Source organism: Faecalibacterium gallinarum (genome assembly GCF_022180365.1).
Classification (GTDB): Bacteria; Bacillota; Clostridia; order Oscillospirales; family Ruminococcaceae; genus Faecalibacterium; species Faecalibacterium gallinarum.
This window is the reverse complement of record NZ_BQKV01000036.1, coordinates 39,059-59,121: the sequence shown is the minus strand read 5'-3', so window position 1 is coordinate 59,121 and position 20,063 is coordinate 39,059. Positions and strand designations below refer to the sequence as shown.

Below are 20,063 nucleotides of genomic sequence, written 5' to 3'. Positions count from 1 at the left end.
CACTTATGTGTTCCTTTCGCATTGTCTCTACTACCAGTTGCTTAAATTCCGGCGTGTAGCGTTTGTTCGGTATTCCTTTTGGCATAATAAAACACCCCACTTGTTATCCAGTATACCATACTGTCTAACAAATGGGGTGCAGTTCAGTTTCGGCCGAGGCGCTGTTTTTTATTGGATTAAATCGCAGATGAGTTTTAGTTTCGGAGAAGACGCATTTCTAGGAGCGGGATTTTTATTCCGCATCCTCGGTTTCTTCCTCCTCATCCAGAGCGATCAGGAAAACCGCCTGCTTGACCTTGCCGCAGCCCTGGGCCTTCAGGCCGGTTTTGTGGGCCTCGCCCGCCAGGAAGAGGGCAAACCGTCCCTCGCAGAGCATGCCGGCAATGCTGGTGGCAGTGCTGCCATAGGCCAGATCGGTGGCGGGGTCATAGGGCTTTTTGATGGCCAGCTCCCCCAGAGAGACCTCAAAGAGCTCGCTGCCCTCCAGGTCGGTGAGGAGGGCCAGGTATTTCTCCCGGCGGGCGAAGTTCACTTTTTCGCCCGGTTGGGGGGTGATCTGGGCCACGTTCACAAAGACCTTGTCCCCATCGATCCGGGTGCGGCCGTTGGGCAGGGTCTGGATATCCCGGGCCATGATGTATTCAATGGCGGTGTCCAGGTTGTCGCTGATGCCCAGATAGTTGGGCAGATTGTTCAGGGTATCGTAAATCATCGGTTCCTCCGTCGATAGTTGATGATGGGGGGCTCTTCCTGGTAAGCGCAGATCCGCTCGGCCAGGCCCCGCAGTTCGTGGGCGGCGATTAATTTGTTGGGGGCATAAAACAGACTGCGGGAGACCGCGATGCCCACAATGCCGGTGGCGATTAAAAGGGGAGCGTTCTGAGGGGTGATGCCCCCCGCCGCGATCACCGGCATCCCCGCCGCCTTGCAGATCCGCCAGAGCTCGGGCCGTTCCAGGGCCACCACAGCGTCTGTCTGTGCCGAGGAGCCGAACACCGACCCGCAGACCAGAAAATCCGCCCCCTGACGCTGGGCCAGGATGGCCTCCTTTACATCATGGGCCGAGGAGCCAATGAACTTGGCCGGGCCCAGCAGACTGCGGGCTTCGGCCACTCCGGCGGCGGACCAGTCCAGCCGGACGCCGTCGGCCCCGGACAGCTGGGCTACCGAGGGACTGTTCCGGATCAGGAGCGGCGCCTGGAACCGCTGGCAAAGGGGGCGGACAGCCTGGGCCTGGGCGGCGAAATCCTCCGGGGAGAAGCCCTCGCCCTCCACCTCCAGCTCGAGGCAGGTGACGCCTCCGCTCAAAAGCTCTTCCACGGCGCGTTCCAGAGCGGGCCCGTTCAGTTTGGCACAATCTATGACAGCATACAGCCGCAGTTTCTCAGCAGAAATCTCCATGGCAAAATGCCTCCAAAAGGATTGCGTCGGGTTGGGATTGGTGATGGAAACGGACAAAACAGAGGGGAATTTTATGGTGCTTTTCTGTGGGGCAAGTATACCATAGAATTGTGAAATTTGCAACAAACAATGCAAAAAGAATGGTGAAATGGCCCATCTTTCGGTAAAACATACAAAAACCGCAGGGCATAAGCCCTGCGGCAGATGGATTTGGTTTATTCCTTGGGATCGGTCAAAAGCTCCTTCACCGAGGGCACCAGGCCGCCCAGGTTCTGCAGCTCGGAGGGGATGATCAGCTTGGTAGCGCGGCCGTTGGCCACCTTGGCCAGAGCTTCCAGGCTGCGCAGGGCCAGCACCTTGTCGGTGGGCATGGCCTCGTTCAGCAGGCGGATTGCGTCGGCGTTGGCCTGCTGGACCGCCAGAATGGCCTGGGCCTCGCCCTCGGCCTCCAGAATCCGCTGCTGCTTGACGGCGTCGGCCCGCAGGATGGCAGCGGCCTTTTCGCCCTCGGCGGCGGTGATGGCGGCCTGCTTTTCACCGTCGGCCTTCAGGATGACGGCGCGCTTCTCGCGCTCGGCCTTCATCTGCTTTTCCATGGCGTCCTGAATCTCACGGGGCGGAATGATGTTCTTGACCTCCACCCGGTTGACCTTGATGCCCCACTTGTCGGTGGCTTCGTCCAGGATGGCGGTGATCTTGGAGTTGATGACGTCACGGCTGGTCAGGGTGTGGTCCAGCTCCATCTCGCCGATGATGTTCCGCAGGGTGGTGGCGGACAGGCTCTCGATGGCGGCGATGGGCTGGTTGACACCGTAGGTGTAGAGCTTGGCATCCATGACCTGGAAGAACACCACCGTGTCGATCTGCATGGTAACGTTGTCGCGGGTGATGACGGGCTGGGGCGGGAAGTCACAGACCTGCTCTTTCAGGCTGACCTTTTTGGCCACCCGCTCCACAAAGGGGACTTTGACGTGCAGGCCAGCGGTCCAGGTGGTGGAGTAGCTGCCCAGACGTTCGATGACATACACCAGGGACTGGGGCACGATCACAATGTTGGTGACCACAATCAGCAGGATCACAAAGATCAGTGCCAGGACCACAAAGATCATCATAAATGTACACTCCTTTTTCTGTTAGGTTGCATCCGCATGGCTGGGTGCCATGGCAGGTTCGACAATCAGCAGGGTGCTTTCCATGGCTGCTACCCGGCAGGTATCGCCCGGCTGAAATTCAGCCCCCGGTACCGCCCGGGCGTTCCAGTCCACGCCGTCCAGGTGAACCCGGCCGGTGGCGCTGGGGCTGACCGGGGTCAGCACTTCGGCGGTGCGGCCGATGTTCCGGTCGCCGTTGGTGGGGGTGGAGGTGTGGCGGAGTTTGGCGGCCAGGGGCTTGAAGGCTACCAGGCAGAAAGCGCTGACGGCGATAAAGACCACAGCCTGAATTTTAAGACTGTCGGTGGCCAGGCAGCTGAGCAGCGCCGCGGCGCTGCCCACCGCAAACCAGACCGACACCAGATTAAAGGTTGCAGCTTCCAGCATGAGGAAACCGATGGCGGCGATCAGCCACCAGATTGCGTCCATAGGCATGTGCTTCCCTCCTTTGAAGCAGACGGTTGCAGGAATTCATAGAACGTTGCTTCTATGGATGGTTCTATTATATTCCAAACCCCGGGGGAGAGGTCAAGCATTTTTTGTTTCCACAGGTCAAATGGCATCAAATTCATGATTATCGACAAAAAATTCACAGCACTTTCTAAAAACTCGATGAATAAATTCTGCAATAATTCAAAAACAGGACAAATCCAGGCGAAATAAAAACCTGAATTTGTCCTGTTTGATGAAAAATTACTGGTAGTCGTAGTAGCTGTGATCGGGGTTGTGGCCGATTTCATCCACCAGAATGGTAAAGCCCATGGGGTTGATGACGGTGTGCTTTCCGTTGGCCAGGGGCTCGATCAGCATATGATCGGTGCGGTTGACGATGATCTCGGCGGTCTCCAGTTCGCCCACCCGCTGGTAGTGGAGCACGCCGCCTTCGGCTCGCAGAATCCGCAGATCCCCGGTGCGGAACGCCTCGCAGCTCTTGCGCAGCTCAGCCAGGTTGGAGAGCACCGGGCGCAGCCGGTGTTCGGTGGTGTCCCAGGGATAGAAGGTCCGGTTGAAGGGGTCTCGGTAGCCCTGCATGCCGATTTCGTCGCCGTAGTAGATGCAGGGCACCCCCGGCAGGGTGAAGATGATGGCATAGGCCATCCGCAAAAGGAGCATCCCTTCCTCATAGGCTTCGCCGGTGACGCAGCGGCCGCTCTGCCACTCCCGGCCCCGGCCGTTGGCGGGCTCGTCGGCGATGACGGTCAGGGCCCGCTCGGTGTCGTGGGTGGAGAGGAAGTTCAGCAGGGTGTGGAGGGCCGGGGCAGGATAGTGCTCACAGATGGACATGATCTCCTGGGCGGCCTGCTCGGCAGGTTTGCCGCAGACGAAATCCAGCACACTGTTTTTGAAGGGGTAGTTCATGACGCTGTCCAGCCCCTTGCCCAGCAGATAGGTCCGCCGGCTGCCGAAGCCGTATTTGGTGGTGGCGTCCTCCCAGACTTCGCCCAGCAAAAACTTTTCCGGGCTGACCCGCTTGACTGCTACCCGGATCTTCTCGATGAAGCTGTCGGGCAGCTCGTCGGCCACGTCCAGCCGGAAGCCCGCTGCGCCCCGGCGGAGCCAGGTGTCGATGACGCCCCCCTCGCCGGTGATGAACTCCACATAGGAGGGATCTTCCTCGTTGACCTCGGGTAGAGTCTCAAAACCCCACCAGCTGCGGTAGCCGCAGGGATACTGGGAGGAAAAATCGTACCAGCTGCGGTAGGGGGAATTGGGGTCCCGCCAGGCGCCGCCGTTGCCGTAGCGGCCCTCCCGGTTGAAGTAGATGCTGTCCGAGCCGGTGTGGCTGAACACGCCGTCCAGCACGATGCCGATGCCGTACCGCTTGGCCTCGGTGCAGAGCTCCTCAAAATCCTGGTTGGTGCCAAGCAGAGGGTCCACGCTCAGATAGTTGGCGGTGTTGTACCGGTGGTTGGAGTGGGCCTCAAAGATGGGGTTCAGGTAGATGAAGGTAACCCCCATCTCGTGCAGGTAGGGCAGCTTGGACTGGATGCCCTTGAGGTCGCCGCCGAAATAATCGTGGTTCAGGTGGCCGCCGGTCTCGTTGGGCTGCCAGAAAGGCTCGGCGTGCTTGTCGGCCCGGTAGATCCGGTCGGAGAAGGGCATGTGCTTGTTCTCCTGGGACTCGCAGAACCGGTCGGGGAAAATCTGGTAAAACACGCCCCCTTTGACGCAGTCCGGGGTCTCGAAATCGGCCTCGCAGACGGTCAGCTGCCAGGGCTCGCCGTCCTGCCAGCTGAGCACACCTTGGTTGTCCGGGCCGCGATAAATCCGCCGGAAGTCGGTATACAGGTCAAAATAATAGAAGTAGATTCCGGCGGTTTCGATGGTTACGTCCACCGAAAAATGGTTCACCTGAGGGGTCTGGCCCTCAAAGGACATCCGGTAGTGCACCGGGATATGGCCCGCGCCGTCCTTCTGAAGGACGAGGTGAGGGTCCACATAGTCCAGTTCTTCGGGGATCGAGAGCGCCAGATGGACGCTCTGCCCCGCAAACAGCGCACCGAAGGGGCGCTTGTAGTAGGTGTCGTAGCTGTTGAACAGACAAGCCAAAGTGCGTCGTTCCTTTCCCAAAAAGGCCCCGGGCAGCGGGCCGGCCGGGATACTCGAAGAGGGCAGCCGCCAAGCGGCGCCCAGCCCCCGCCAAACGGGGGATTTCGCGTCCCGGACAGGGCCCGGCTTGCACCGGGGCAGTGTCACAGATTCTAGCCGGCCAAGCCGGCAGCACAAAAGAAGATTACTTTACGGTGGGGGCGTTCCAGATATCGCGGGCGTAATCCAGGACCGAGCGGTCGGCGCTGAAGATGCCGCTGTTGGCGATGTTCTTCAGGCTCATCCGGGCCCAGCCCTCGCGGTTGGCGTACAGCCGCTGCAGGTCGGCCTGAGCGCGGCGGTAATCCTTGAAGTCGGCCATGACCATATAGGGGTCGCTGGACCGCAGGTTGGAGGTCACCTCGTGGAAGTTCTCGCCGTTCCAGCCACGCTCCAGGAAATTCAGGACCGCGTTGGCCACGTCGTCGCCCATGATGAAGGCGTTGGGGTGGTAGCCCATGTTCTTCAGGCTGTTGACCTCGGGAGTCAGCATACCAAAGATGATCTCGTTCTCCTTGCCGGCTGCGTCGGCGATCTCCACGTTGGCGCCGTCCAGGGTGCCCAGGGTGATGGCGCCGTTCAGCATGAACTTCATGTTGCCGGTACCGGAAGCCTCGGTGCCTGCCAGAGAGATCTGCTCGGATACCTCAGAAGCGGGCATCAGGTGCTCGCTCAGGGAGACGCAGTACTCTTCCAGGTAGACGATCCGCAGCTTGTCGCGGACAGCGGGGTCGTTGTTGATCAGGTTGCCCAGCTTGCAGATCATACGGATCATCTGCTTGGCCATATAGTAGCCGGGGGCTGCCTTGGCGCCGAAGATATAGGTCTTGGGGATAAAGTCGGCGTTGGGGTTCTCCTTCAAGTACAGGTACTGGGCGGCGATGTTCAGCGCGTTCAGGTGCTGGCGCTTGTATTCGTGCATCCGCTTGACCTGGCAGTCAAAGATGGAGTTGGGGTCGATGACCTGACCGGTGCTCTTGGCCAGGTAGTTGGCGAAGTCGGTCTTGTTGGCCAGCTTGATCTCGTTCAGCTGGGTCAGGACCTTCTTGTCATCGGCAAACTTGTTCAGCTTGGACAGCTCGGCGGCGTCGTGCTTGTACTCGGTGCCGATGGTCTCGTCCAGCAGCTTGCACAGACGGGGGTTGGAGGCCAGCAGCCAGCGACGGTATGCGATGCCGTTGGTCACGTTCTTGAAGGCCTGGGGCTTGAACAGGTAGTAGTCGTGGAAGACGCTCTGCTTGATGATCTCGCTGTGCAGCTTGGAAACGCCGTTGATGCTGTTGGCGGTGTAGGCGCAGATGTTGGCCATTCGGATCTGGTTGTCGCCGATCAGGGCCATATAGTCGATCTTGCCCTTGTCGCCAGGGAAAGCCTTCTCCAGGTCCATCCGGCAGCGGCGGTTCATCTCCACCACGATCTGGTAGATCCGGGGCAGGGTCATGCGGAAGATGTCCTCGTTCCACTTCTCCAGAGCCTCGGCCATGACGGTGTGGTTGGTGTAAGAGAAGACCTTCTGGCAGATGTCGAAGCTCTTCTCCCAGCTGAAGCCGCACTCGTCCAGCAGGATCCGCATCATCTCGGGGATGGCCAGGGTCGGGTGGGTGTCGTTCAGCTGGATGGCGACCTTGTCGGGCAGGTTCTCCAGGGTGGCGTAGGTGGCCAGGTGGTTCTGGACGATGTCGCCGATGGAGGCCGCAGACAGGAAGTACTGCTGGCGCAGACGGAGGATCTTGCCCTCAACATGGTTGTCGTTGGGGTAGAGCACCTTGGAAATCAGCTCAGCCGAGGCGTTCTTGCTCATGGCGGCGCCGTAGTCGCCCAGAGAGAAGCTGGACATGTCGAAATCGGGGGCCTTGGCCTGCCACAGGCGGAGCTTTGCCACGCCCTGGCCGTCATAGCCCTGGACGTACATATCGGAGGGAACAGCCATGACGCTGTTGTAGTTCAGGTGCTGGATATAGTGGAAGCCGTGATCCCAGTTCTCCCGGATCTCGCCGTTGAACCGGACCTCAACCGCCTGATCGGGGTGGCTCTTGAGCCAGACCTGGCCGCCGGGCAGCCAGTTGTCGGCCCGCTCCTGCTGCCAGCCGTCCACGATCTTCTGCTTAAAGATGCCGTACTCATACAGGATGGAGTAGCCGGTGCCGCAGATGCCGGTGGTGGCCATGCCGTCCAGGTAGCAGGCGGCCAGACGGCCCAGACCGCCGTTGCCCAGGCCTGCGTCGGGCTCTTCCTCATAAATGCTCTCGATGTTGATGTCGGCAGCGGCCAGAGCAGCCTCGGCGGCCTCGTTCAGGCCCAGGTTGAAGAGGCTGGTCTTGAGGCTGCGGCCCATCAGGAACTCCATGCAGAGGTAGTAAACCTGCTTGGAGCCCGAGCCGATGACCTTGGACTGGAACTTCTTGTGGTTTTCGCTCATAATCTGGCGGCAGATGAGTGCCAGAGAACGATAAATCTGCTGGTGAGAGGCCACGCTCAGATCGACGCCGTACTCACTGGTCAGTTTGTCTTGCAGAATTTTTGCAAATTCTTTCGTAGTCATAGATGATCTCCTGTCTGCGTACTTGCTCAGTATTAGAAACGGTGGGTGAAAATAAATTCTAAATTGCATCGTTTGACCCTGTTATAGGGAATACAGCTTTTTTATTATAATCTGTTGCCCCTTTGATTGCAAGAAAAAGAGCCTATTTTTTCTGTTACTGCTATTTTTTACCGTGAAACTTTGTGCTGAAAGTGCAAGAATTTGAAAATACCACTTTCTCTCGCACCATATTTATATTATAATAGATAGAGCGGAATGTGCCGCAAACGGGGGGCGCAGGGTGCAATGGCGGGGGTAACTCGCCCACAAATGCGGCCACAAACTCCCCGCCAAACGCGGTGGGTTCCAAAACAGAGGACGCCGGGCCTGCCGGGGCGGGCTTTGGGCCGCCGCCGGCGCCGGAAAAGGCCCAGAAAGCGAGGCAGCTATGGTAAACAAGGTTAGAGTGATGATTGCAGGGGCGCAGTACGCCATCGCAACCACCGATTCGGAGCAGTATATCCTCTCTCTGGCGGACAAGCTGGACCGGGACATCAGCAAACTGATGAAAGAGAACCCCAGCCTTTCGGCCACCAAGGCGGCGGTTTTCTGCGCAATGGACTATCTCGACGAATACCGCAAGAGCACCGGCAGCGCCGAGAACATGCGCAGCCAGATCCAGGATTATATCGCCGATGCGGCCCGGGCCAAGGCCGCCGAGGACAAGGTCAAGGCCGAAAATGAGAGCCTGCGCCGGGAGGCTGCCGCTCTGCGAGAGCAGCTGGCCCGGATGCGCAAGGGCGAAAAGACCTGATCTGCCCAATCCAGGGCACATTATTATACATTATATTATGGGACATATTATGGGACGGGCGAAAATAGGGCGGCCCGGGGGAGAGAGGCAGCCGAGACCTGCCGCCCCCAGGGAGAGGATGGCCCGCCCGAATCCAAAATAAACCAAGGAACAGCAAAAAGGAGAGCTATGGCACAGATTGAGATTCTTGCCCCGGTGGGCAGCGAAGAGATGCTCCGGGCGGCGGTATACAGCGGCGCGGACGCAGTCTACCTGGGTTTTTCGGGCTTCAACGCCCGCACAGGGGCCGGCAACTTTGACGCAGCCAGCCTCTGCGAGGCGGTGCGCTTCTGCCACGGGCGGGGGGTTCGGGTCCATGTGGCCATGAACACCACCGTTTACGCCAGCGAGCTGGAGGATTTGGCCGCAGCCGTCCGGGCGGTGGCCGCCAGCGGTGCCGATGCGGTGATCTGCCAGGACCTGGCCACCGCCCGGCTGATCGCCCGGATCGCCCCCGATCTGCCCCGCCATGCCTCCACCCAGATGAGCGTCCACACCCTGGAAGGGGCGCTGGAACTGGCGGAACAGGGGTTCAAACGGGTGATCCTGGCCCGGGAGCTGAGCCTCTCGGAGATTGAATACATCACCAAACACTGCCCTGTGGAAACCGAGTGCTTTGTCCACGGCGCCCTCTGCATGAGCATGAGCGGCCAGTGTTATATGTCCGCCTTTCTGGGCGGGCGGAGCGGCAACCGGGGCTCCTGCGCCGGGCCCTGCCGCCTGCCCTTCGATGCAACTTCCCTGCCGGAGGGGCGCCCCGGCCGGGCCCATCATCTTTCCTTGAAAGATAATTCGGTGATCGACCAGCTGAACATCCTCCAGTCCCTGGGGGTGGCCTCGGCCAAGATCGAGGGCCGCCTGCGGACGCCGGAGTATGTGGCGGCGGCGGTGGATGCCTGCCTGGCGGGCCGGGAGGGCCGGGCCTACGACCGGGAACTGCTGAAAAATGCCTTCAGCCGGTCGGGCTTCACCTCCGGCTATCTGGATGGCAAGATCGATGGCACCATGTTCGGCACCCGCAGCGAGGCGGACGCCGAGCTGACCCGCAAAACCCTGCCTGCTCTGCGGGAGCTCTACCGGCGGGAGCGGTCCCGGGTGCCGGTGGAGATGAAGCTGGAAATCGAGGAGGGGGGCGAAAAGCTCACCGTCACCGATGCCGACGGCAACCGGGCGTTTGCCTACGGGGACGCCGAACCCGCCCCCGCCCGCACCGACCCCACCGAGAGCTTGCGCCGCAGTCTGGCCAAGACCGGCGGCACCCCCTTCCAGGCAGGGGAGATCACCGTAGAAATGGAGGGCGGGCCCTGGTATCTGCCGGGCAGCGCCGTCAACGAGCTGCGCCGCCAGGCCCTGGAGAGTCTGCTCCAAAAACGGGAGACCCTCCGCCCCTGGCCCACCCAGCCGATGGAGCCCCTGACTTTGACCCGGCGGGAGATTCCCGCCCGCCGGACCCTCCGGGCCCGGTTCGAGCGGTGGGACCAGGTGCCCACCGAGGCTCTGGACGGGGTGGAATATTTGATCCTGCCCATCGGTCAGGCCGACCAGGTGCCGCCCCAGTGGCGAGCCAAAACCATCCTGGAACTGCCCCGGGCCATGTTCGGCGCGCTGGAAGCGGACACCCTTCGGCGGGTGGGAGCCACAAAAGACCAGGGCTTTGCCGGGTACGAGGCCAACAACATCGCCCACCTGCGGATCTGCCGGGGCCTGCCCCTCTCGGGCGGGCTGGGGCTGAATGTCACCAATCCTCTGGCGGCCCAGAGCTATGCAGACCTGGGGATCAACGCCCTGTTGGTCCTGCCCGAAGTCAAAGACAGCGAGATGGTCTGGATCGCACCGGCCCGTGAGGGAAAACCCGTCCCCACCGGAGCGCTGATTTATGGTCATATGCCCCTGATGCTGACCCGGGCCTGCCCCCTGCAAAAGGTGCGGGACTGCACCCACTGCGACAAAAAAGGGGAGCTGACCGACCGCAAGGCCAAAAAGTTCCCGGTCCGCTGCGGGCTGGGGGTGCGCACCATCTATAACCCGGTGCCCATCTATATGGGAGACAAACCCGACGCCCTGGCGGTGGATTACGGTGTGGCCTATTTCACCCTGGAAACCCAGGCCGAAGCTGCCCAGGTGCTGGACAAGATCCGCCGGGGCGAGCCCTTCGAGGGGGAGTTCACCCGGGGGCTTTATTTCAAGGGTACCAACTGACCCAGACAAGAGAGGTATAGAATGCAGACGATTACTGTAAAATATAAAGTACTGGACCCCCGCGCCCAGGTGCCCGCCTACGCCACGGCAGGGGCTGCGGCGGCGGATCTCTGCGCGGTGCTGGATGAGCCCCGAACCCTAGCTCCCATGGAGCGGGCCCTGATCCCCACCGGCTTTGCCATCGAGCTGCCCGGCTCCGAGGCGGTGGCCCTGGTGTACGCCCGGAGCGGACTTTCCATCAAACACGGGGTCTGTATGGCCAACGGGGTGGGGGTCGTTGACAGCGATTACCGCGGGGAGCTGAAAGTCCCCCTCATCAACCTGGGCACCGAGAGTTATACCATCCAGCCCGGGGAGCGGGTGGCACAGCTCTGCATCGCGCCGGTGTACACGGCGGCGTTCCTGCCTGTGCAGGAGCTGGGAGACACCGCCCGGGGCGAGGGCGGTTTCGGCTCCACCGGTAAATAAATCAGGAATTGCAAAACAGGAGAAGAAGCAACTATGGAACTGATTTTAGCCTCCGGCAGCCCCCGGCGCCGCCAGCTGCTGGAGCTGTATATCAAGGATTTCACCGTTTGTGCCAGCGACTTTGACGAGAAGGCCGTCCAGGCCGACACCCCCGAACAGCTGGTGGAGGCTCTGGCCCGGGGCAAATGCCTGGCGGTGGCGGGGGATCACCCGGACTGTCTGGTGGTGGGCAGCGATACCGTGGTGGAGGTGGACGGCCAGGTGCTGGGCAAGCCCCAGGACGCCGAAGACGCCAAGCGGATGCTGCGGGCCCTCTCGGGCCGCACCCACGCGGTACATACCGGGGTGTGCGTGTCCGGCGGCGGCCGGACCGAGAGCTTTGTGGACAGCTGCAAAGTCCGGTTTTTCCCCCTGGATGAGGAGGAGATCGAGCGGTATACCGCCACAGCCGAACCCTACGACAAGGCGGGGGCCTACGCCATCCAGGGCCGGGCCGCCCTCTGGCTGGACCGGCTGGAAGGGGATTACTACACCATCATGGGCCTGCCCATCAGCCGAACCGCCCGCCTCATTGCGTCTTTTTTAGCGGAAAAAGGCGGTAAAAGATGAAAAAATCGAAAAACTTGCAGAAACGCTTGTGAAAACGGGTTTCGGTGACTATAATATAGTTGTGTCATTCTGTGGCGGCGGCGCCGAGCCGCGGCCATTTTACGTTTAGAATGGATCGGAGTTATAGGAGTATATAAAAGGAGCAGCTGGGTTATGAGTTTTCTGTCGAAAGATGTAGGCGTAGATTTGGGCACCGCCAATACGTTGGTATATATGAAGGGCAAGGGCATCATCATGCGGGAGCCCTCTGTCGTGGCGGTGGACACCAAGACCGACGAGGTCCGCTGTGTGGGTGCCGAGGCCAAGGCGGTCATCGGCCGTACCCCGGGCAGCATTGTGGCGGTCCGCCCCCTGAAGGACGGCGTCATCGCCGATTTTGACATCACCGCCAATATGCTGGAGAACTTCCTCAAGAAGGCCTGCGGCAACAGCATGTTCGCCCGGCCCCGGGTGGTCATCTGCATCCCCTCCGGCGTCACCGAGGTGGAGCGCCGGGCCGTTCGTGAGGCGACCCTCAAGGCGGGTGCCCGTCAGGTGTCGGTGATTGAGGAGCCCATGGCGGCCGCCATCGGCGCGGGCCTGCCCATCAGCGAGCCCACCGGTAGCATGATCGTGGACATCGGCGGCGGCACGGCTGAGATCGCGGTGATCTCGCTGGGCGGCATCGTGGCTTCCCGCAGCGTGCGGATGGCGGGCGATATGTTCGACCAGGCCATCATCGCCTTTATCAAGCGCAAATACAACCTGCTGATCGGCGAGCGCACCGCCGAGCAGATCAAGATCGAAATCGGTTCGGCCTATGTCCTGGAAGAGGAGATGACCATGGAGATCAAGGGCCGCAACCTGGTGGACGGCCTGCCCAAGAACATCGTGGTCCATTCCGAGGATATCCGGGAGGCTCTGCTGGAGTGTCTGGTCAAGATCACCAGCGCCATCAAGGAGACCCTGGAGCGGACCCCGCCCGAGCTGAGCGCCGACATCATCGACCGCGGCATCACCCTGACGGGCGGCGGCGCCCTGCTGCGGGGCCTGGATCAGCTGATCCAGAGCGAGACGGGCATCGACGTCCACATCGCCGAGGACCCGCTGGATTGCGTGGCCAAGGGCGCCGGCGCTGTGCTGGACCATGTGGACCTGCTGCACGACGTGCTGGACACCGACGGCGGCCGGATGTAAGCTTTGGAGCCGTACATCGGGCGCGCCCGTATGCCGCTGAAAGCGAAATAAAAGTGCGGATGGCGGCGGCTGTCCGCGCTTTTTTACAAACCAGATACCGCAGGAACAGGAGGCTGGCGCGGTGAAGGATTTTTTCGACACCTGGAAATTTAAGATTCTGATCGCGGTGGCGGTGTTCCTGGTGGGTCTGATGGCCTACGCCGGGGCCAACGGCCGCCTGACCGCTGCTCCCCAGGAGCTGCTGAGCGTGGCGGTAGCCCCCTTCCAGAAGGTGGCGGCCGCCGTCAGCGGCGGGGTGTCCTCTCTCTGGGAGAAGTACACCAACATTGACGCCATCATGGAAGAAAATGAGACCCTCCGGGAGGAGAACGCCGAGCTGCGGTCCCAGATGGTGGAGTACGACCGCCTCAAGGCGGAAAACGAGGCCTACAAAAAACTGGAACAGATCCAGGAGGAAAATCCCCAGAACACCTATGTCTCGGCTTTTGTCATCGGCCGGGACACCCTGGACGAGTTCGGCGGTTTTACCCTGGACAAAGGCACCGCCCACGGAGTGGAGCGGGGGGACACCGTGGTCAGCGACGAGGGGTATCTGCTGGGGGTTGTCATTGAGGCCGATCTCACCAGCTGCAAGGTGCTGACCATCCTCCACCCCAGCTTCAATGCGTCGGTGGTGGTCTCCCGCACCCGGGATAACGGCATCCTCACCGGGGACGCCTCCTATGCCGAGCAGGGGCTGTGCCTGTTTACCAACCTGGCCCGGGACTCCATGGCCACCGTCCGTGACCAGGTGATTACCACCGGCCTGGGCGGGGTGTACCCTCCGGATGTGCTGGTGGGCACCATTGTGGAGCTCCTGCCCGAGAGCAGCGGCAAATCCACCATCGCGGTGGTGGAGCCGGGCGGCGACGTCTTTGGGGCCAAGCACGCATTTGTCATCACCCAGTATTAAGGCAAAGGAGAGGCCGACCATGGAATCACGCCGGAAACGCAAGCGCGCCCAGGGCTTTAAATGGGGCTGTTATCTTTTGCTCTTGCTGGGATGCACGGTGCTTCAGACCACCCCCGGCTTTTTGCAGCTGGGCGAGGCAAAGCCGGTGTTCCTGCTGCCCCTGGGTTTGGCGGTGGCGGTGTTTGAGGGAGAGTTCGCCGGGGCCCTGTTCGGGGCGGTCTGTGGTCTCATGTGGGACTACACTGCCGGCCGGACGGTGGGCCTGCTGGCCCTGGAGCTGATGATCCTCTGCTTTCTTTTGTCGGTGACGGCCCAGCTCTATCTCAAGACCACTACCCTCAATTTCGGGCTGATCAGCGGGCTGCTGGTCTGGTTTGTCCTTTCGGGGGATCACCTCTTTTTCTATGTGATGCCCGAGTACAGCGGCGCGCTGGCCCGCTATCTGCGGTATGTGCCCCTGACGGTGCTGATGTCGGGGGTGATTTCCATGCCGCTGTTTATGGCGGTCCGGAGAATCCATACGGAATTCAAGATTGACACCGGGATTATATAACCCGAAAAAACAGGAAGGAGGCGGCAGCCTTGGAAGAACGGAAAACGGTGGTGCGCCGCATGATGCTCCTGATTGCGGTGGCTGGGGCCATCATTGGGCTGTATGTCCTGCGCCTGATTTTTTTGCAGCTGGTCCATGGAGACGAGTTCGCCGCCAAGGCCACCAACACCACCGAGTATAAGTTTACGGTGACGGCGGCCCGAGGCGATATCGTGGACAGCTATGGCCGGCGGATTGCCACCAGTACTACCTGCTACAATGTGATTTTGAACAAGCTCATGATGGGCGACAGCGACCTCAACGAGACTTTGCGCCAGGCCGTGCTGCTTTTGCAGTCCTGCGGCGAGAGCTGGAACGATGAAATGCTGATCGGCGCGCCGGACGCCCAGGGCCATTATGCCTTTACCGACGACCCCGCCAGCGAGAGCGACCAGAAAGCCCTTGCGAACCTCAAAGATTCGCTGGGGATGCAGCAGTATGCCACTGCCGACGATATCATGGAAAAGTTGGTGGAGGAATACGAGCTGACCGGGTACGAGCCCGGCTGGCAGCGGGTTCTGGCCGGCATCCGGTATCAGATGGAGCAGGAGGATTTTTCCAACCTGAACAACTTCATTCTGGCGGAGAACGTCTCGGACCAGACGGTGGCGGCCATCAAGGAGCGCAGCCTGACCTTGCCCGGGGTGGAGATCGCCGAGACCAGCGCCCGCAGTTATACCGACGGCACCATTCTGCCCCATGTGCTGGGCCGGGTGAGCAAGATCACCGCTGAGCGCTGGAAGGTGGTGGACGAAAACGGCCAGGTAACTTATCCCCTGCGGGATAAGGGGTACGCCATGAACGACGTCATCGGCATCTCGGGGCTGGAATCGGTCTACGAGGATGAACTGCGGGGCAAGGACGGCGTCGAGACCATCACCCGGGACGCAAACGGCGTCATCATCGACACCAGCATCACCACCGAGCCCCAGCCGGGCAAAACCGTGATGCTGACGGTGAACAGCGAGTTCCAGAAAGCGGTGGATGAGGCTCTGGCCCGGAACATCCAGCAGATCGCCGAGACTTATGGTACGGCGGCCAGCGCGGGTGCGGTGGTGGTGCTGGATGTGAAGGACGGCAGCGTCCTGGCCTGCTCCAACTATCCCAGCTTTGACCAGAACCTGTACAGCACCCAGTACAGCGAGTACAGTGCAGACCCCGGTCTGCCCCTGTATAACCGTGCCTTGCAGGGGCTCTATACCCCCGGTTCCACCTATAAACCCTCGGTGGCCCTGGCTGCCCTGCTCAGCGGCACCATCACCAAGGATGAGACTGTCTACTGCAACGGCGTTTACACCTACTTCAAGGATTATCACCCCAAGTGTACCCGCCACGGCCACAGCGGAGATATTGACATTGTCACCGCCATCAAGTGGAGCTGCAATATCTTCTTCTATGACGTAGGCCGCCGCACCACCAGCGACGTTTACGATGCCTATGCCTACCGCCTGGGCCTGGGTGTGGCCACCGGCGTGGAGGTGGGCGAGTCTACCGGCCGCCTGACCACCAAGCAGGATTCCAACTACACCGAATCCTTGGAAGTCCAGGCCGCCATTGGCCAGGGCAATACGGTGGTGACGCCGGTGCAGCTGGCCACCTATGCCGCCACCATCGCCAACAAGGGGGTGCGCTACCGCACCCACTTTGTCAAGGCCCTTCTGGATACCAACACCGGCGAGGTGCTGGAGGAGGTCCAGCCCGAGATTGTGGATATCATCGAGGACAATATGGGGGCCTTTGACCTGGTGGAGCAGGGCATGATCGGCGTTTCCGATACAGTTTCGGGCCTGGCCGATTACCCCTATACCATTGCCTGTAAGACAGGCACCCCCCAGCGCAGTGAGACCGACGAAAACGGCAAGCACTATACCAATACCACCATGATTGCTTACGGCCCGGTGGAGGACCCCCAGATCGCCCTCGGCATTGTGATCGAGTACGGCGGCGGCGGTTCCCGTGCGGGCAATCTGGTGGCGGATATCTTCAACGCCTATTTCTTCGAGCGGTCCAACACCATGACCCCCGTGCCTGAGGGTCAGCTGCTGGAGTGAAAAAAACTTGGTCTGCCGCCCCTTTTGGGGGTGGGCAAGGATGGTTTTCAACGTGTAAATTCCAAGAAATTGAATGTTCTGTATAAAAACTGTTGTCATGGAACGCAAATTGTGGTAATATGGTTCTGTGAAACCTTTTTGATTCGAGTCTGAAGTGTGAGCAAAGGAGATGGGGCGAATGACGATTGCGCTGATCGCGCATGACTCCAAAAAGGAGCTGATGGTACAGTTCTGCACGGCGTACTGCCGCATTTTAAGCCAGCACAAATTGGTGGCGACCGGTACGACCGGCAAACTAATCTCCGAAGCTACCGGCTTGCAGGTACAGCGTTTCCTGGCGGGGATTCAGGGCGGCGACCAACAGATTGCCTCCCGCATTGCCTGCAATGAGATCGATTTGCTGCTGTTCTTCCGTGATCCGATCAATGCGAAACCCAGCGAACCCAATGAGATGACCCTTCTGCGGCTGTGTGATGTACATAACATCCCCATGGCCACCAACATTGCGACGGCGGAAGTATTGATCCACGGCCTCGAGCGGGGCGATCTGGACTGGCGCGACATCGTAAACCCTCAGAAATAAGGCGTATTCTGCGCCGGGCGTCTGCGCGGGCGCCCACTCAAACCCAAAGCAAGAGTAAAACAAAAGCTGCATCCTCACGGCCGGGCCAAACGCCTCGGGGCCGACAGGGTGCAGCTTTTTGTCTGCTATATTAAATTAAATGTAATAATTTGGTCGGATTATCCTTCCAGTACAAAACGCATCAGGACCGGATTGTGATCAGTGTGGGCGAAGCCCTCGTCCTGGACTTCCACACTTTCCACCCGCACATTGTCCGATACGATAAACCCGTCCACGCAGATAACGAAGGTCTCGCCGGGCACATAGGGGGTGTCGCAGTTGCGGCAGCTGGGTACCAGGGGATCCTGGGTGTAGTCTGCCACCGAGAAGGACTCCGGCAGATAGCTGCGGTCGAAGGGGCGGGCCCAGGTGTAGCCGCCAACGCTTTCGTTCAGCCGAGAGAGGGAGTCGCCGGGCAGATCCTGGTTAAAGTCGCCGCCCACAATCACATAGTTTTCGCCGTCCGCGTAGTATTTCTCCAGATCGGCAGCCAGCTGCCGCATCTGGGCGGGGACGGTCTCGGGCTCCTCCGAGTAAGCGGAGGCGTGGAGGTTGATGAGATAGAGCTTGCGGCCGTTTTCCACTTCCAGCTCGCTGATGCTGTAACAGCGGTCCAGGTCAAACACCTTGGTCAGGCCTTTGTCGATGGGCAGGCTGCGGCGCAGTCCGCTCTGAATGGGGAAGCGGGAGAGGGTCACCATGCCCGCCAGGGACTTGCCGTGGGGCTCCAGCAGAGGCCAGAACAGGTAAGGGGAGTCAAAGTTGATGGCCAGCACGTTGTCGTAGCTCGCAAAGGACTGCGCCGCCATTTCGTACTCATTCACATGATAGGACCGGGTGGCGTCCACGTCCACTTCCTGGAAGAAGATAAAGTCCGGATCTAAGGCCTGAGCAGCCGAAAGGGTTCCGCCGATATTCTCCCGCACCGCGTCGGCACTGTATGCCCGGGACTCGGTGCCGCCGTCCATAAAGAAGCTGTAATCGGCACTGTACGCCCCAAAGCCCAGGTTCCAGGTGAGGATGCTGTACTCCTGCCCGGCGGCCAGGGTCTCGTCAGCGGCGGCCGCCGCCCCCCGGACCTCCAGGGTTAGGTTGTCCTCAATGCGGTAGTAGCTGGCAAAGTAGTAGATCACATAGCCGATCACCAGAAGCAGCACCAGGGCCAACAGCCCCAGAATTCCCCGCACCCAGAGCGGGATGGAAGCAAAACGGGATGTAACGCGGCTCATACAATTCTCCTCTCATTTACCATAGTTTTGGGTGAACTTTAATAACGGATAGTTATATTCTAACGGATTATTCCATTGCGCTGGCGATAAACCCGCCGCCCAGCACAGCGCCGTCCCGGTAAAGGGCGGCTGTCTGGCCCGGGGCGGGGGCCCGCACCGGCTCGGGGAAGGTGAGGGTATCCCGGCCGTCGAACTCCGCCGGGGTGAGGGCAGCAGCGCTCCGCACCTTGACCAGGTAGGTCCCGGCGGCCAGGGGCTGACCGTCGGCTGTGGCGATGTCCCGCAGGGTCACGGTGCGGAAATACTCCTGCCCAGCCCGGGCCAGCTGGATGTCGCCATTTTCCAGAATGGACTTGATGAACACCGGCTCTCCCAGAGCCAGGCCCAGCCCCTTGCGCTGGCCGATGGTGTAGTGAAGCACCCCTTTATGGGGGCCCAGGTCCGCCCCGTCGGGGGAGAGGAAGTGCCCGGCTTTGCCGGTGAGGCCCCGCCGGGTGATGTACCCGGCGTAGTCCCCCTCGGGGATGAAGCAGATTTCCATGCTGTCGGGGGCGTCGGCGCAGTCCAGCCCAAAGTCCCGGGCCATCTCCCGGATGTCCTCCTTCTCGAATTCGCCCAGGGGCAGGATCAGCCGGCTGAGCACCTTCTGGTCCAGACGGCAGAGCATATAGCTCTGATCCCGGGCCAGGCTGGCGGGCCGATGAATCCGGCAGACGCCGTCCTCATCCACCTCGACCCGTGCATAGTGGCCGGTGGCAATATAGGAGATCCCCATTCGGTTGGCGGCCTCCAGCAGGGCCGCGAACTTGACCGCCGGGTTGCACATCACACAGGGGTTGGGGGTGCGGCCCGCGCAGTAGTCGGCGCAGAAGGGGCGGATTACCTCTTTTTCAAACAGATCCTGGGCGTCCAGCACCACGCACTCGATCCCCAGTTGTTCGGCAGAGCGGCGGGCCGCCTCCACAGCCCCCTCGTGTGCGGGGGAAAAGCGGATCACCGCCCCCGTCACCGCGAAGCCCTGCTGCTGGAGGATCCGTACCGCGACGCTGGAATCCACCCCGCCGCTCATTCCCACCAGAACCTTGTCCTGTGCCTCGTAGGTATCAAACCCGTTGCCGGGCAAAAAAACATCCTGCATTTACTCTTGCCTCCCGCCGTATGCTTTGCTCTGGGCCACGGCCAGCTGGTCGCAGCGTTCGTTTTCCGGGTGTCCGGCGTGGCCTTTCACCCAGATGTAGGTGATCTTGTGCCGGGCCTCCTGTTCCAGCGCCAGGGCCCAGAGGTCCGGGTTTAGGGCAGGGGAGCCGTCGGACTTTTTCCAGCCCCGGGCCCGCCAGCCCTTGGCCCAGCCCTTTTGCAGCCCGTTGATGACATACTGGCTGTCGGAGCAGTAGCGCACCTCGCAGGGCTCTTTCAGCTGGCGCAGGGCCTCAATAAATGCGGTCAGCTCCATCCGGTTGTTGGTGGTGCTGGCGGCGCCGCCGCTGAGCTCTTTTTCGTAGATTTTGCCGCCGAAGCGGTAGCGCAGCACCGCCCCCCAGCCGCCGGGGCCGGGGTTGCCGCTGCATGCGCCATCGGTGTAAATTTCGACCTGTTTCATGGGTTGCTCCTGTTGCACAAGACGTTCTGCCGCCTCCCAAAGGCGGGCGG

General features: G+C 60.8%; 18 protein-coding genes. 9 read left to right on the top strand and 9 right to left on the bottom strand.

Annotated features, from left to right (window positions below):
• Positions 1 to 232 precede the first annotated feature (232 nt).
• The 6 genes from JCM17207_RS06210 to JCM17207_RS06185 all read right to left on the bottom strand — a co-directional run bounded on the left by JCM17207_RS06210 (position 233) and on the right by JCM17207_RS06185 (position 7,683).
• Positions 233 to 712: a NanQ anomerase/TabA/YiaL family protein gene (locus tag JCM17207_RS06210; RefSeq protein ID WP_238316756.1), complete on the bottom strand. Its 480-nt coding sequence runs from the start codon at positions 710 to 712 to the stop codon at positions 233 to 235.
• Positions 709 to 1,401 (bottom strand): thiamine phosphate synthase, encoded by a 693-nt coding sequence (locus tag JCM17207_RS06205; protein WP_238316755.1) that lies wholly within the window; start codon positions 1,399 to 1,401, stop codon positions 709 to 711. The genes JCM17207_RS06210 and JCM17207_RS06205 overlap by 4 nt, the downstream gene beginning before the upstream one ends.
• 215 nt (positions 1,402 to 1,616) lie before the next feature.
• Positions 1,617 to 2,513 carry an SPFH domain-containing protein gene (locus tag JCM17207_RS06200; protein ID WP_238316754.1) on the bottom strand — a complete coding sequence of 299 codons (897 nt, stop codon included), beginning with the start codon at positions 2,511 to 2,513 and terminating at the stop codon, positions 1,617 to 1,619.
• A gap of 21 nt (positions 2,514 to 2,534) precedes the next feature.
• Positions 2,535 to 2,987: an NfeD family protein gene (locus JCM17207_RS06195; protein ID WP_238316753.1), complete on the bottom strand. Its 453-nt coding sequence runs from the start codon at positions 2,985 to 2,987 to the stop codon at positions 2,535 to 2,537.
• Between the two features lie 258 nt (positions 2,988 to 3,245).
• Positions 3,246 to 5,102, bottom strand: a complete 1,857-nt coding sequence (locus JCM17207_RS06190) for a glycoside hydrolase family 13 protein (RefSeq protein ID WP_238316752.1) — start codon at positions 5,100 to 5,102, stop codon at positions 3,246 to 3,248.
• A 184-nt stretch (positions 5,103 to 5,286) separates the two neighbouring features.
• Complete coding sequence (locus JCM17207_RS06185; RefSeq protein WP_238316751.1) at positions 5,287 to 7,683, bottom strand: glycogen/starch/alpha-glucan phosphorylase; 2,397 nt, start codon at positions 7,681 to 7,683, stop codon at positions 5,287 to 5,289.
• A 427-nt stretch (positions 7,684 to 8,110) separates the two neighbouring features.
• Here JCM17207_RS06185 and JCM17207_RS06180 point away from each other — a divergent pair, with 427 nt between their 5' ends.
• The 9 genes from JCM17207_RS06180 (at position 8,111) to mgsA (ending at position 17,145) form a co-directional block, all read left to right on the top strand.
• Positions 8,111 to 8,476, top strand: a complete 366-nt coding sequence (locus JCM17207_RS06180) for a cell division protein ZapA (protein WP_238316750.1) — start codon at positions 8,111 to 8,113, stop codon at positions 8,474 to 8,476.
• A gap of 168 nt (positions 8,477 to 8,644) precedes the next feature.
• Complete coding sequence (locus JCM17207_RS06175) at positions 8,645 to 10,714, top strand: peptidase U32 family protein (RefSeq protein WP_238316749.1); 2,070 nt, start codon at positions 8,645 to 8,647, stop codon at positions 10,712 to 10,714.
• Positions 10,715 to 10,735: 21 nt separating this feature from the next.
• Positions 10,736 to 11,182 (top strand): dUTP diphosphatase, encoded by a 447-nt coding sequence (gene dut, locus JCM17207_RS06170; RefSeq protein ID WP_238316748.1) that lies wholly within the window; start codon positions 10,736 to 10,738, stop codon positions 11,180 to 11,182.
• Between the two features lie 33 nt (positions 11,183 to 11,215).
• Entirely contained in the window at positions 11,216 to 11,791 is a 576-nt protein-coding gene (locus tag JCM17207_RS06165; protein WP_238316747.1) for a Maf family protein, read from the top strand.
• A 153-nt stretch (positions 11,792 to 11,944) separates the two neighbouring features.
• Positions 11,945 to 12,967: a rod shape-determining protein gene (locus JCM17207_RS06160; protein ID WP_238316746.1), complete on the top strand. Its 1,023-nt coding sequence runs from the start codon at positions 11,945 to 11,947 to the stop codon at positions 12,965 to 12,967.
• A gap of 121 nt (positions 12,968 to 13,088) precedes the next feature.
• Positions 13,089 to 13,919 (top strand): rod shape-determining protein MreC, encoded by an 831-nt coding sequence (mreC, locus tag JCM17207_RS06155; RefSeq protein ID WP_238316745.1) that lies wholly within the window; start codon positions 13,089 to 13,091, stop codon positions 13,917 to 13,919.
• A 19-nt stretch (positions 13,920 to 13,938) separates the two neighbouring features.
• The gene (gene mreD, locus JCM17207_RS06150; RefSeq protein ID WP_238316744.1) at positions 13,939 to 14,472 is read left to right on the top strand and encodes a rod shape-determining protein MreD; all 534 of its coding nucleotides are present in this window, start codon (positions 13,939 to 13,941) and stop codon (positions 14,470 to 14,472) included.
• Between the two features lie 29 nt (positions 14,473 to 14,501).
• The gene (locus tag JCM17207_RS06145; RefSeq protein ID WP_238316743.1) at positions 14,502 to 16,562 is read left to right on the top strand and encodes a peptidoglycan D,D-transpeptidase FtsI family protein; all 2,061 of its coding nucleotides are present in this window, start codon (positions 14,502 to 14,504) and stop codon (positions 16,560 to 16,562) included.
• A 178-nt stretch (positions 16,563 to 16,740) separates the two neighbouring features.
• The gene (gene mgsA / locus JCM17207_RS06140; RefSeq protein WP_238316742.1) at positions 16,741 to 17,145 is read left to right on the top strand and encodes a methylglyoxal synthase; all 405 of its coding nucleotides are present in this window, start codon (positions 16,741 to 16,743) and stop codon (positions 17,143 to 17,145) included.
• A gap of 158 nt (positions 17,146 to 17,303) precedes the next feature.
• On the opposite strand, the gene JCM17207_RS06135 is transcribed toward mgsA, so the two are convergent.
• The 3 genes from JCM17207_RS06135 to rnhA all read right to left on the bottom strand — a co-directional run bounded on the left by JCM17207_RS06135 (position 17,304) and on the right by rnhA (position 20,013).
• Complete coding sequence (locus JCM17207_RS06135) at positions 17,304 to 18,413, bottom strand: endonuclease/exonuclease/phosphatase family protein (RefSeq protein WP_238316741.1); 1,110 nt, start codon at positions 18,411 to 18,413, stop codon at positions 17,304 to 17,306.
• Between the two features lie 67 nt (positions 18,414 to 18,480).
• Positions 18,481 to 19,551, bottom strand: coding sequence for a tRNA 2-thiouridine(34) synthase MnmA (gene mnmA, locus JCM17207_RS06130; RefSeq protein WP_238316740.1), 1,071 nt, complete (start codon positions 19,549 to 19,551; stop codon positions 18,481 to 18,483).
• The gene (gene rnhA, locus JCM17207_RS06125) at positions 19,552 to 20,013 is read right to left on the bottom strand and encodes a ribonuclease HI (RefSeq protein WP_238316739.1); all 462 of its coding nucleotides are present in this window, start codon (positions 20,011 to 20,013) and stop codon (positions 19,552 to 19,554) included. It lies immediately after the preceding gene.
• Positions 20,014 to 20,063: the final 50 nt, after the last annotated feature.

What these genes read in the sequence shown, in the direction of transcription:
- JCM17207_RS06185 (WP_238316751.1), bottom strand. Translation starts at nt 7,683, where the DNA reads ATGACTACGAAAGAATTTGCAAAAATTCTGCAAGACAAACTGACCAGT.
- rnhA (WP_238316739.1), bottom strand. Translation starts at nt 20,013, where the DNA reads ATGAAACAGGTCGAAATTTACACCGATGGCGCATGCAGCGGCAACCCC.
- dut (WP_238316748.1), top strand. Translation starts at nt 10,736, where the DNA reads ATGCAGACGATTACTGTAAAATATAAAGTACTGGACCCCCGCGCCCAG.
- mnmA (WP_238316740.1), bottom strand. Translation starts at nt 19,551, where the DNA reads ATGCAGGATGTTTTTTTGCCCGGCAACGGGTTTGATACCTACGAGGCA.
- JCM17207_RS06180 (WP_238316750.1), top strand. Translation starts at nt 8,111, where the DNA reads ATGGTAAACAAGGTTAGAGTGATGATTGCAGGGGCGCAGTACGCCATC.
- mreD (WP_238316744.1), top strand. Translation starts at nt 13,939, where the DNA reads ATGGAATCACGCCGGAAACGCAAGCGCGCCCAGGGCTTTAAATGGGGC.
- JCM17207_RS06165 (WP_238316747.1), top strand. Translation starts at nt 11,216, where the DNA reads ATGGAACTGATTTTAGCCTCCGGCAGCCCCCGGCGCCGCCAGCTGCTG.
- JCM17207_RS06160 (WP_238316746.1), top strand. Translation starts at nt 11,945, where the DNA reads ATGAGTTTTCTGTCGAAAGATGTAGGCGTAGATTTGGGCACCGCCAAT.
- JCM17207_RS06205 (WP_238316755.1), bottom strand. Translation starts at nt 1,401, where the DNA reads ATGGAGATTTCTGCTGAGAAACTGCGGCTGTATGCTGTCATAGATTGT.
- JCM17207_RS06210 (WP_238316756.1), bottom strand. Translation starts at nt 712, where the DNA reads ATGATTTACGATACCCTGAACAATCTGCCCAACTATCTGGGCATCAGC.
- JCM17207_RS06195 (WP_238316753.1), bottom strand. Translation starts at nt 2,987, where the DNA reads ATGCCTATGGACGCAATCTGGTGGCTGATCGCCGCCATCGGTTTCCTC.
- mgsA (WP_238316742.1), top strand. Translation starts at nt 16,741, where the DNA reads ATGACGATTGCGCTGATCGCGCATGACTCCAAAAAGGAGCTGATGGTA.
- JCM17207_RS06175 (WP_238316749.1), top strand. Translation starts at nt 8,645, where the DNA reads ATGGCACAGATTGAGATTCTTGCCCCGGTGGGCAGCGAAGAGATGCTC.
- JCM17207_RS06135 (WP_238316741.1), bottom strand. Translation starts at nt 18,413, where the DNA reads ATGAGCCGCGTTACATCCCGTTTTGCTTCCATCCCGCTCTGGGTGCGG.
- JCM17207_RS06200 (WP_238316754.1), bottom strand. Translation starts at nt 2,513, where the DNA reads ATGATGATCTTTGTGGTCCTGGCACTGATCTTTGTGATCCTGCTGATT.